At 67.6% G+C, this 11,729-nt stretch carries 9 protein-coding genes, 1 tRNA gene and 1 pseudogene; 8 read left to right on the top strand and 3 right to left on the bottom strand.

Annotation, left to right across the window (positions count from 1 at the left end; all coding sequences use genetic code 11):
• Positions 1 to 219: 219 nt before the first annotated feature.
• On the bottom strand, positions 220 to 873 hold the full coding sequence (locus tag B1H29_RS21380) for a TetR/AcrR family transcriptional regulator (protein ID WP_199832298.1): 654 nt from the start codon (positions 871 to 873) through the stop codon (positions 220 to 222).
• Positions 874 to 1,188: 315 nt separating this feature from the next.
• Here B1H29_RS21380 and B1H29_RS21375 point away from each other — a divergent pair, with 315 nt between their 5' ends.
• The 4 genes from B1H29_RS21375 to B1H29_RS21355 all read left to right on the top strand — a co-directional run bounded on the left by B1H29_RS21375 (position 1,189) and on the right by B1H29_RS21355 (position 5,945).
• Positions 1,189 to 2,487 (top strand): M6 family metalloprotease domain-containing protein, encoded by a 1,299-nt coding sequence (locus B1H29_RS21375; RefSeq protein ID WP_055417403.1) that lies wholly within the window; start codon positions 1,189 to 1,191, stop codon positions 2,485 to 2,487.
• Positions 2,488 to 2,551: 64 nt separating this feature from the next.
• On the top strand, positions 2,552 to 4,357 hold the full coding sequence (locus B1H29_RS21370; RefSeq protein ID WP_234392965.1) for an IclR family transcriptional regulator domain-containing protein: 1,806 nt from the start codon (positions 2,552 to 2,554) through the stop codon (positions 4,355 to 4,357).
• Positions 4,358 to 4,597: 240 nt separating this feature from the next.
• Positions 4,598 to 4,670, top strand: a tRNA-Arg gene (locus tag B1H29_RS21365).
• A gap of 480 nt (positions 4,671 to 5,150) precedes the next feature.
• Positions 5,151 to 5,945: a DUF6338 family protein gene (locus tag B1H29_RS21355; RefSeq protein WP_348273493.1), complete on the top strand. Its 795-nt coding sequence runs from the start codon at positions 5,151 to 5,153 to the stop codon at positions 5,943 to 5,945.
• 271 nt (positions 5,946 to 6,216) lie between these two features.
• Here the strand turns inward: B1H29_RS21355 and B1H29_RS21350 are convergent.
• Positions 6,217 to 6,969 (bottom strand): annotated as a pseudogene (locus B1H29_RS21350) (integrase core domain-containing protein); the annotation flags it as partial.
• A 33-nt stretch (positions 6,970 to 7,002) separates the two neighbouring features.
• Positions 7,003 to 8,160 (bottom strand): MFS transporter, encoded by a 1,158-nt coding sequence (locus tag B1H29_RS21345; protein ID WP_234392966.1) that lies wholly within the window; start codon positions 8,158 to 8,160, stop codon positions 7,003 to 7,005.
• A 109-nt stretch (positions 8,161 to 8,269) separates the two neighbouring features.
• Between B1H29_RS21345 and B1H29_RS21340 the strand changes: the two genes are divergently transcribed.
• The 4 genes from B1H29_RS21340 (at position 8,270) to B1H29_RS21325 (ending at position 10,678) form a co-directional block, all read left to right on the top strand.
• A complete protein-coding gene (locus tag B1H29_RS21340) occupies positions 8,270 to 8,728 on the top strand; it encodes a winged helix-turn-helix transcriptional regulator (protein ID WP_055417405.1) in 459 nt (152 codons plus the stop codon).
• Between the two features lie 173 nt (positions 8,729 to 8,901).
• Positions 8,902 to 9,204, top strand: a complete 303-nt coding sequence (locus tag B1H29_RS21335; RefSeq protein WP_055417406.1) for a TIR domain-containing protein — start codon at positions 8,902 to 8,904, stop codon at positions 9,202 to 9,204.
• A complete protein-coding gene (locus tag B1H29_RS21330; RefSeq protein WP_079160365.1) occupies positions 9,201 to 10,202 on the top strand; it encodes a caspase family protein in 1,002 nt (333 codons plus the stop codon). The genes B1H29_RS21335 and B1H29_RS21330 overlap by 4 nt, the downstream gene beginning before the upstream one ends.
• Positions 10,199 to 10,678, top strand: a complete 480-nt coding sequence (locus tag B1H29_RS21325) for a hypothetical protein (RefSeq protein ID WP_055417407.1) — start codon at positions 10,199 to 10,201, stop codon at positions 10,676 to 10,678. Before B1H29_RS21330 ends, B1H29_RS21325 begins: the two co-directional genes overlap by 4 nt.
• Positions 10,679 to 11,729 lie beyond the last annotated feature (1,051 nt).

Below are 11,729 nucleotides of genomic sequence, written 5' to 3'. Positions count from 1 at the left end.
GGAAAAAGGTGAGCAAAGGGACGACTGGACCCGGGCGACGACTACGGGAGCCGCCGTCCTGCGGGCCGGACGGTGAGTCTTCTGACGGGCGGTGAGTGTCTTCGCGTAATTAGGTGAGTGTCTTCACGTGACTGGCTGAGTGTCTTGGCGTAACTAGGTGAGTGTCTTCACGTGACTGGCTGAGTGTCGTCGCGTGACCGGGTGAGCGTCTTCACGTGACTACTGGTCGCAGGGCCGGCGCAGATCCTCCAGGGTCACGGCCGTGCCGGGCAGGTCGGCGCGGGCGGGGGCCCGCAACCCGTCCAGGAAAAGCTGCAGGTGGCGGTGGACGAACCGGTCGGCGCTCAGACACCCCGTACCGGCCGGAGGCCGGCTGAGCTGGGCCGCGGCGATCATCAGATCGCCCACGCCCACGTCGGTGCGGAGCTGACCGGCCGCCTTCGCCCGGTCCATGACCTCGGCGACGAGCCGTTCGACCCGTTCACGCGCCGCTTCCAGGTCGGGATGGTGCTGGTCGAAGGTGCTGGACACCATGGGGCACAGGGCACTGATCCGCTCGTCGGCGGAGACGTGCACGAAGCGCTCCAGCGCCTCGAAGGCGTCGCCGGTCTCCGCGAGAGCGAGCTCGGCCGCCCGTGCCGTACGGTCCATGACCGAGCAGACGACCTCGCGGACGAGGGCATCACGGTCGGGGAAGTTGCGGTACACCGTGGCGTTGCCGACGCCGGCCCGGCGGGCGACGTCGTCGAGCGGCACGTCGGGCCCGTGCTCGACGAACATCTCCCGGGCGGCGGTGACGATCCGCTCCCGATTACGCAGAGCGTCGGCGCGCGGCCGGGCCACCTTGCGCTGCTCGGGGGTTGCGGTCTGCACGGCGTACTCCTCGGATGACTTGACTGGGCGATCCGGGGAGGGAATCCCCGTTTCGCTCGGACACAGGGCTAAACGGGGAAACGATCCCCGGTTATTTCCCGAACCCGAAGAGATCTACCGTGACCTGCGTCACATACCTCCGGAGGCGTCACCGGCCCGCGGAACGACGTTCCGCCGGCGCTCTCCCCCGGTCGGCGGCTACCGGCGAGAAACCCACTATCGGCTCCTCCAGCGCGCGCCCGCCCACCCCTCCGCACAGGGTGATCGCAAGGGTGCAGCCGGTGTCCGGCGGCTGCCGTGGTCCGGGAGGTCTGCATGCAGCCGCAGTCGCAGGCTCAGCCGCCGCGCCGTCGGATACGCCCGCGCCGGCTGGCCGCGATCGCGACCGTCACCGTCGTGACCCTCGCGGTCAGCACCTCGGCCGGCACCGGCCGGCTCGCGCCGGGCACCACGGCGGCGGGCCCCGGCCCGGCAGGCCTCTCCCGCTCCTCCGCGCACGGCCCCTGCATGATCAGCGGCGGCCCCGAGATCCAGATGTCCGAGGGCGTCCCGACCTCCGCCGGCTACGCCCGCTCGACCGGCACCGTGCGCGCCCTCACCCTGATGATCGACTTCTCGGACGCGCCCGGCGAGGGCAGGGCGCTCGACCGTTACGCGGAGTTCTTCCCGCAGACCGAGGAATGGTTCCGCACCAGTTCCTACGGCCGCCTCGACTACCGCCCCGACACGCCGATCCGGGACTGGCTGCGCATGCCGAAGCCGTTCGCCGAGTACGGCATAGAGCGCGGCGCCCCCTTCGACCCCGGCTACCGGAACCTGGTCCAGGACCTGGTGGCGGCGGCCGACACGAAGGTGGACTTCCGGTCGTACGACCTCCTGAACGTGCTGGTCACGCCCAACGCGGGCCCCTCGGCCCTGGACACGGTCCTGTCCGTCACCTTCGCCGGCAACGCCGAGGCCCCGGTCGCCGACGGCGTCCCGGTGGCCAACGCGTCCTTCGTCTACTCCCGCCAGGACGACGGCTCCGGCTCCTACGGCGAGACCGGCTACCGGGTCCTGCCCCACGAGAACGGTCACGTCTTCGGCCTCCCGGACCTCTACACCCAGGAGGGCGGAGGAGCCGTCGGCCACTGGGACATCATGAGCGAGGACTGGGGCGCCAACAACGACCTCCTCGGCTGGCACAAATGGAAGCTGGGCTGGCTGGATCCCTCCCAGGTGCACTGCTCCCCGGCGACCGGAACGACGGAGTACACGCTGACTCCGCTGGCCCGCGAGGGCGGCGACAAGCTGGTGGTCGTACCGCTGGACGGCACGTCGGGCTACGCCGTGGAACTGCGCACCCGCGAGGGCAACGACGAGACGGTGTGCCGGCCGGGTGTGCTGATCTACAAGGTCGACGCGGACGTGGACACCGGGATGGGCCCGGTGACGGTCTTCGACTCCCGCCGGGACAGCGGCGGCTGCACCCGCAGCCCGAACGTCCACGCCGAACTGTCGGACGCCGCCTTCACCCCGGGCGAGACCTTCGAGGATCCGCGCCGGGGCATCACGATCGCGGTGTCCGGAGCGGGCCTGAAGGGCGATCACCAGGTGCGGGTCACCCGCAGGTGACGGCCGGCCCCGACCCGCGGCGGCATTACGGTAGGCCTGCCGCGACCGCCGTACCGGAGAGCCGATGCCCGCCAACACCACGAACGACGCCGCCCACGGAGAGGCCGCCGCCGCACCGGACGCCGAGAACACCGGCACCCGCGACCCGGCTAAGGCGTCCCAGGCCGTCCCGCCGGCCGAGGCACCTCGGCCCGTCCCACTGACCGCGGCATCCCGAACCGCCCCGCCGGCCGCGGCGCCCCCGACCACCCCACCGACCGCTCCCCCGACCACTCCACCGACCGTCCCGCCGGCCGAGGCGGTCGCACCGCTGCTGCGCGGCATCGCCGTACTGCGGCGGCTGACCGAGGCGGGCCACGACGGCACCCTCAGCCTCAGTCGACTGGAGAAGGCCACCGGCCTGGCCCGCGCCACGGTCGACCGGGTCACGGCGACCCTCGCCCACATGGGGTACGTCCGCCTGGACGGCCGCGACGTGACCCTCGCCCCCCGCCTGACGGAACTCGGCAACGCCTACCTCGCCGCCCTCCGCCTCCCCGACCTCCTGTCCGCCCGTGCCGACGCCCTGGCCGACGAACTGGACGAGTCGGTCTCCCTCGCGGTCGGCGACCGGGACGGTGTCCGGTTCATCCACCAGGCCACCCGCCGCCGCGCGATGTCCCTGAGCTTCCGCATCGGCGACCTGCTGCCCGCCGAACGCACCGCGCCCGGCCCGCTGTTCGCCACGGAGTGGACGGAGACCGACTGGCGCCACTGGCACGACCGCCGGGCGGCGGACCCGCAGGACCGCACCTTCCCCGCCGTCCCCCCACGCGACCGCACCCCCCAGGGCGAGGGCGCCGACGACGGGGGCGACGACGAGGGCGAGGACTTCAAGCGCCGCACGGCCGCCGCCGCGGCCGACGACTGCTCCCTGGACGACCAACTGATCGAGCCGGGCCTGGTCGCGGTCTCGGCCCCGGTACGAGACCCCGGCACCGGCCGGGTGGCATGCGTGGCCAGCGTGGTGAGCCACACCAGCCGCCACACGGCCGAGGACCTGCGCACCACCTTGCTTCCCCGCCTGCGCTCGACGGTCGCCCTGATGGAGAACGACCTGCGCACCGCCCCACCGCCCCAACCGGGCACCCCCCGCTCGGGCCTGGCCGCCTGGACGACCGCGTCGAAACACGAACTGGGCCGGGAGTTCGTCGAATCCCTCGCCCGCGGCCTCACCGTACTGACGGCGTTCGGCGAAGGCCGCAGCGCGCTGACCCTCACGGAGGTCGCCAAGGCGACGGGCCTGGCCCGCGCGACAGCCCGCCGGGCCCTGATCACCCACGAACACGCGGGCCTGGTACGGCAGAACCCCGATCACACCTTCACCCTCACCCCCCGGGTCCTCTCCCTCGGCTTCCCGCCCCTGTCCCGCACCTCCCTCCCCCAGATCGCCCAGCACCACCTGACCGCCCTCGCCGACCGCGTCCACGAATCGGCCGCGCTGGCCGTCCTGTCGGACTCGGGCGAGGAGGTCCAGTACACGGCCCGCGCGTCGACGAGCCGCGTCATGAGCGCCCACATCACACTCGGCACCCGGCTCCCCGCCCACGCGACGTCACCGGGCCGCGTCCTCCTCGCCCTGCCGGAGGTCCGCTCCCGGGGCTACGCCCTGATCGACGAGGAACTGGAGGCCGGCCTGCGCTCCCTGGCGGTGCCGGTCCACGACCGCACGGGCCGGGTGGTGGCCGCGGTGAACGTCGCCATGCACGCGGCCCGCCGCACGGCGGCGGACTGCGTGACGGAGATCCTTCCGCCCCTGAAGGAGGCCGCCGCACACATCGAGGCGGACCTTCGTGTGGCGGGCCGCTTCCGGAAGGTGCCGACGACCTGACGCCGGACCGCCCCTCAGCCGGTCCCGGGTCCGGCCACCGCCCAGCACCCGCAGGTCCCCACCGAGGAGATCTGGGGTGCGCTCACGCGGTCGACCCGACACTGACCTGACCACGCCACGCCACGCCACGCGAGTGCACCCGGCCAGGCACCACCCCGGCCCGTGATCACGTCCACCTCCACCGAAGTCCCCCACCCGCTACACTGGCGTGCGGCGCGGTGTCACAACACGGCACCGCACGCCTTCGTAGCTCAGGGGATAGAGCACCGCTCTCCTAAAGCGGGTGTCGCAGGTTCGAATCCTGCCGGGGGCACAACGCAACAAGTCTCTGACCTGGGGGTTCCTCCAGGGAGGGGCTCTGATCGGCCTCGGACTTCTCGTCCGGGGCCGTTTGCGTGAGCGGTGCGTGAGCGGACGGAGAGTTGATCTCCGGAGTTTCTCCCAGCGGATCAGCCTCATCCGGCACGGGCTCCGGGCCGGGATGCTCCGCGTCGTCGGGCTCGACCTCCGCTTCCGACGCAGTGTTCTCGGAGGTGGCGCGGGCGCGCGGTACGAGCCGGGCTGCGGCCTCGGCGATGGCGAGATCGGCCTCCGGGGTCCACACGAGAGCCTTGGGTCGCTTGCCCGCGGTCCAACTCGACGTGCGCCGCCGGATCGAAGGTGATGAGCGGCTGGGGGATCGCAGCGTTCAGCGCGGCCCTCAGCGTGGAGCGGAGGCGTTGGTGCGTGGCCGGGCCCACGATACGACGGCAGGGCTCCGGCTCCGCGACGGCCGCCTTCATCACCCTGCGGCGTGCACGGTGCTCGCGGCCCTTCCAGGGGATCTGAGCGAGATCCTCGAACGCCTCGCGGGAGCTTGTACGGTGTCCGACTGTCTTCGTTCATCCACGGCGAGAAGGGCCCTGCTGTGCCCACTACCTTCACCGGTCTCATGCTGCTGGTCGTCCTGCTGCTACCAGGACTGACGTTCGTCACCATCCGCGAGCGTCGGGGCAGCGAGCACCGGCCTACGCCTTTCCGGGAGACCGGAGCGGTGGTGTTCTGCAGCGTTCTCACCGAACTGGTGACACTCGCGCTTTTCGCGGCAGTGCGCGGCCTCATGCCCGACCTGACGCCAGACGTCGGCCGCCTCGTGCGAGAAGGAGGCAGCTATGCCCGCGATCAGTATGTCCAACTCGGCTGGTGGGCCGGCGGTCTATTGCTGTTCTCATGTGCACTGGCGGCCGCGGCCGCAGCCGTCACAGGGAAGCGGCCTCATGCATCCGTGATGTCGGCGTGGTGGGTCATGTTCGACCGCTGGTTCCCCGGTGAAGACCCCATCGTCGGCTGCGTCCTGGAAGACGGCTCCTACATTGAGGGGCGGCAGGCGTCGTTCAACGTCAGCTCAGACGACTCCCCAGATAGGGACCTGGTGTTGGTGGAACCGTTGAAGTATCGCGCGCCCGGCGCGACCGGAGTGCAGGACTTCCCGTGGGGGGCGGCATGCATCTCGGCCCGCCGGATCGTGACCATGTTCGTCAGTTACCCCCACCCTGAGCGGGAGGCGGAGGAGGAGGCGGCGCAGGGGTCCGCCCCGGCTGCCTCGTAGGTTTGTGACCACGCGAATCGGATGAACCCGACGGCTCCGTCTGTGGCTGGCCACCTGAGCGGGGGGTACTGGGCGAATCGGCCATGGCGCATCCTTCCCCGGTCATCCACGTCCTGGCGATTGCCGTGACAACGCTCAGGACCTGTCTTCGAGGAGCCTACAGAGCTGCAGCCCTGTCCCGTACAGGTCCAGTGCAGTTCAAGCAGCCGCGCACAGGTGCTCGATCGAGGGGCGAAGCCGAACCATGGATGCCGCGTTTCGTGCCCGGAGGCTAGCTGTATGAGGCCAGGACGTTGGTTACGCCTGCGCGTAGTTGCTGGGCTGGTGGATTTCCTCCTGCTGCCCCGTGGGGCCGGTGGTAGTTGTAGTGGATGTTCCAGACGCCGAGGACGTCACGGCGTTGGTCCTCGGAAAGCCATCTGCGGGCGTGGAGGAACTCTTCGGCGATGATCCGGTTGTAGCGCTCCACCTTGCCGTTGTGGCGAGGCGTGTACGGCGTGATGCGCTGGTGGCGCGCGCCGAGCAGGGACCTGGCGAACGTGCCGGCCCGGTAGCAAGCACCGTTGTCCGTGACGACGCGTTCTATGCAGGTGATGCCGTGGGCTGCGAACCAGGCTCTCGCCCGGTGGAGGAACGCAACGGCGGTAGCGGATCTTTCGTCGGGCAGTGCTTTGGTGTAGGCGAGTCGACTGAATCCGTCTACGGCGGAGTGGAGGTAGACGTAGCCGCCGCGTGCACCTCTGTTCTTGCGACGCTCGACAGTCTTGGCTTGGGAGCTTCCGCGTCCGTGGACTCGCCAGCCGCCGCCGTCCGAGATCCGGCCGACCTTCTTCACATCGATGTGAACCATGTGCCCAGGGCGACTGGTGGTGATCTTCCGCGGTATCCGGTTCGTGTCGCCGCTGGGGTCGATGAATCGGCGCCGGTTCAGTCCGAGGGCGAGCAGAAGCCGCGATACGGTGCGACGGCTGACCGAGTGCCCCTCGGCCTGGAGCTCATATGCGATCCGGGATGCCGACCACTTCTGGTCGGGGCTTCGCGGGACAGGACGAGGCAGTTACACGAGCACGTCTCGTTGCGTGTCGGTGGCTGCCTGTCGGTTGACGGCCCAGATCATGAGTGCGCAGAGGGCGAAGGCGGCGCCGAGGAGACTGGATCCAGCCCACCCTGTGGCGGAGTACACCGCGGTGGTGCCGGTTGCTCCGACGGCGGAGCCGAAGGAGTAGAAAAGCATGTAGCCGCCGATGACGCTGCTCGTCTGGTGTGAATATGCGGCCGTGAGCAGGTGTTGATTGCTGACGTGTACTGCCTGCACCGCGAAGTCGAGGACGATCACGCCGGCGACGACCGCCCAGAGCGACCAGGACGCTTGTCCGGTCGCCAACCATGAAGCGGCCAGGAGCACAAGTGCACCGCCTGTGATGACGTCGACGCGGCCGGCGTCGGCCCCCCGCCCGGCTCGAGCGGCGCCCAGCGCCCCGGCGAGCCCGGCGATCCCGAAGAGGCCGATCTGAGTGGTGCTCAGGTGCCATGGCTCGGCTGCGAGCGGCAGAGCCAGGCCGCTCCACAACACGCCAAAGGAAGCAAACAGGAAGAATGCAATCAGTCCCCGCGAGACGAACAGGCGCTCACGGAACAGGCGCCCCAGCGAGATCAGCACCGCGCCATAAGTGGCCCGGACGGCGTGCGGGTCGGATGGCAGGAGCTTCAGCACGAAGCAGGTGAGCGCGATGAGGAGCACGGCGAATACCACGTAGATGCTTCGCCATCCCCAGAGTGCAGCGAGACTGCCCGCGAGCACGCGCGCTCCGAGAATGCCGATGATGACACCGGAGGTAACGGCGCCGAGTGTGCGGCCGCGTTCCGCTGCCGTGGACAGGTCGGCGGCGAAGGCCACAGTGGTCTGAACGACGACCGCGAACAAGCCTGCGGTGGCCAGCCCGGCAAGCAGGAGCCATAGATGGGCAGCGACTGCGGTCAGGGCCATGCCAACCGCAGCGAGGAGAAGATGCCCGGCAATGAGCTTGCGCCGGTCGAACATGTCCCCCAGAGGCACAAGAAGGGCCAAGCCGATCAGGTAGCCGAGCTGCCCCGTGGTGACGATCCATCCCAAGTCGGCTTCCGGCAGGCCCAGGTCGTCGCCGATCTGGGCCAGTACGGGTTGCGCAACGTAGATCGTCGCGACCGCGACCGCGCAGATCACGGCGAACAGCACCCTCCGGCCAGACGTAAGACTCACCAACACCCCTCCAATGAGTAGCAAATTGCAACCAAAATGAAGGTACGGCAGAATGGTTTCGATCCGCAACTCTTCAGGAGGAGTGATGGCTCGCACAGCGCCCCATGCCGAGGGGATGTCCTGGACCGACCCCGCCTGCCCCGTCGCGCGCACCCTCGACCTGGTCGGAGATCGATGGAGCCTGCTGATCATTCGTGACGCGATGGACGGTGCGCGAGCATTCACCGACTTCCAACACCGCACGGGAATCGCGCGCAACATCCTCACCGACCGGCTGCGTCGCTTGGTCGAACGAGGGCTCCTCGATCGGCAGACCGCCCCGACGGGGCGGCGACAGAACTACGTCCTCACAGAGGCGGGCCGAGACCTCTTCACCGTCATCGTGGCTGCGCGTCAGTGGGGCGAACGGCACGCCTTCGCGCCAGATGAAACTCACTCAGTTCTCGTTGATGAAAGCGGTCTCCCGCTCCCAGAGCTGCGTCCCACCGACGCGCACGGCAGGCCCGTGGATGTCGATACGACCTCTGTGCTGCACGATCGCTGACCACATGCACGATCGCTGACCACAAAGGAAGCCACCAGACACTCCCGGCGGCCGGCGACGTGTTCGGCCATCAACGCCGGGAGGCAGATCAAAGTCATAAAACGCCGCCGCGCTGTCATACCCGTCGCCTAGTGTGAGACTCCTTCGATCCTGCTCCGGAGCAAGGAAGAAACATGGCCAATCCGCGCGCATTCCTCAGCTTCGACTTTGATCACGACGAACCGCAGAAGAAGATGGCCGACACCCACATGTGCATCGTTCTGGTGGGCCGACACATGGCGACTGCCACTGGTGTGGCCAAGGAGATCGCCATGGCCAAGGAACTACTGGTCCCCGTCTTCGGTGTCTGCGTCGACGGCGCCGGAACCGGCAGCACCCCGCCGGCCGGCTCGCAGCAGAACCGCACCATGGCATGGAAGTGGGGCCGCATCGCCGCGACGGTTCGGCAGATGACGGGTGAGGGCAAGAACGGATGAAGCGGGCCATCATCGTAGGCATTGACCACTATCCGGAGGGTCAATCTCTGGGAGGCTGCGTCGCAGATGCGACAGCGCTCGAAAAGCTGCTCTCTGCCAACGCTGATGACAGCCCAAACTGGCGCACTCAATTGATCACAGGAGCGGAGGGAAGTCCTGAGGTCACGCGGGACGGTCTGCGTCACGCTCTCACCAAGCTGTTCGCTAATGCTCGTGACACGGACTTGCTCTTCTTCTTCGCTGGCCACGGGGCTCAGACGCCCTGGGGCGCTGATCTGGTCACCCAGGACGCTACAGACCATACGCTGGGTGTATCGATGAACGACCTGATCACTCTTGCCAATGATTCCCCCGCCCGTAGTGTCACATTGATACTCGACTGCTGCTTCAGCGGAGATCTGGGAAATACACCAGGGCAGCAAGCTGCAGCCGTTTCGGAGAACTTCCGCCTGAACAAGAGCATCTTGCGGGAGAACGTCACCATTATGGCCGCAAGCCGCGGAATCGAAGCATCGCAGGAGGTAGAGGGACACGGTGCCTTCACCCGCGTCCTCCTTGACGGACTCGAAGGAGGAGCCGCGGACCACCTAGGAAAGGTCACTGCGCTCAGCCTGTACGGGTTCATAAGTCCGGCCTTTGACGCGTGGCAGCAGCGCCCGGTCTTCAAGGCGAACCTCACCGAGCCCGTTGTTCTGCGTATCGGCCCGCCATGGCTGGACGCCACCATGCTGCGAAAGTTGCCTGCCCACTTCCCTGAAGCAGACAGTCGAGTACGCCTGAGCCCAGAACACGAGGGTGAAGGGAGACCTCTGCCTCCCGGAACTCCAGGCACTCCAAAACAGCAACAATTCGACTATTTCGGCCGGTTGCGCAACGCCAACCTTGTCACCACGGACGGTAAACGTGATCACTACTGGGTAGCCATGGAAAGCGGAGAGGTCTATTTGACTCCTATGGGCCGGTACTTTTGGAAGTTAGCCAAGCGGAAGGTGCTATGAAACGCATCGGGTGTACAGGACACCAGACGTTGAGCGTCGCCACACGGCAGCGTGTCGTCGAAGCCATGATGGTAGAGCTGAGCGACTTGCAAGAAGACGTCTTGGGGGTGACGTGCCTCGCAGAGGGGGCAGACCAGGCTTTCGCGCTGGCAATGCTGGCCAGAGGAGGACGGTTGCATGTTGTCATCCCGAGCAAAGACTACGAAAGCAGCTTCCGAAGCAACGAAGCGCGATCGGCCTACAATTCTCTACTCCAGCTCGCTACCTCTCGGTCAGAGATGGACTTCTCTACGGCTGGTGAAGACGCGTATTTGGCCGCAGGGCAAGAGGTAGCTGATCAGAGCGATATCCTGCTGGCAGTCTGGGACGGCAGACCAGCGGGCGGGAAAGGCGGCACCGCCGACATCGTGGCCTATGCCCGGCAGCGGGGTATGGACGTCCGCATCATTTGGCCACCGGGCTCGACAAGGCAGTAGCATAGAGGTTCGCGCAACTCACCGACGCGCCGCACGAAAATCTCATCGCTATACATACCACGGACGCACGGTTCATGATCGCGTCTCAGGTTGGCGTGGTCGGAACGGGCGCTCACCGCGATTCTGACCGCGCCGCTCACCCGGCGGGGCCAGGAACTCAAAATCTGCTGAGTTCCAGCGTCGCGGAGGTCACCGGATTCCTTGGCGCCCACTCCATCCCGGAGTACATCATCGAGTACTCCGGCGGCCAGATCCAACAGCAGTACGCGGACTTGTGGATCGGTCGCCCGTCGGAGGCCACGGCCCGCATCGCTTCGCCCAAGTCCCCTGAAAGGCAAGCTTTTCCACCTGCACAAGCACGTGCGGGCGTGCCAGACTGAACCAACGGGACTCTTCGCGAGACCGGTGTCTTGGTCGACGCCGTTCCACGCGGAGCTCTGCCCCTCTACGTCGACTTCCTCAAGCTGCTTGACACCCGGGCTGGAGGACAAACCTCACGGCATTGCTTCTACCGTCACCCCGACTCGGACATCGTCAACGGGCCGGCTACTGCGAGGGAGACAGATGCTCAAGGGTCTGCGAGCCGGCTTCGGCCGTATGAAATGCCGGGCGAGGATGCACGTCGGCGAGTGGGGGTACGTGACGGACGGCTCCTGCCAGGCGCGTCGTACGTGCCGGCGATGCGGCGATGTATCCACCAAGGAGCGTCACCGGCCCGGCGAATGGACCTACTTGGGCGGACCCGACTCGTGCGAGGCAACCCGGACCTGCCAGCGCTGCGCGCGAGTCGAGACACAGGAACGGCATCAACTCGGCTCGACCGTCTATGTTCGGGAACGGTCGTGTGAGGTCATGCAGGTCTGTCAGCGGTGTGGTTGGAAGTGCCGTGGCGCCTACTTTCAGGAGCACCAGTACGAGATCGCGTATCTCGAGGAACACTACGATCGGATCCGACCGACGGATACGTCCCTGATTCCCGACCGCTCAGGTCTCGGGCCGTGCCACTCCGCCGTGCTCTGCACCCGGTGCGGGGTCTTCACGGAGACCAGCG

Source organism: Streptomyces pactum (genome assembly GCF_002005225.1).
Lineage (GTDB): Bacteria > Actinomycetota > Actinomycetes > Streptomycetales > Streptomycetaceae > Streptomyces > Streptomyces pactum_A.
The sequence above is the reverse complement of the archived record's forward strand: the minus strand, read 5'-3'. Positions and strand labels throughout refer to the sequence as shown.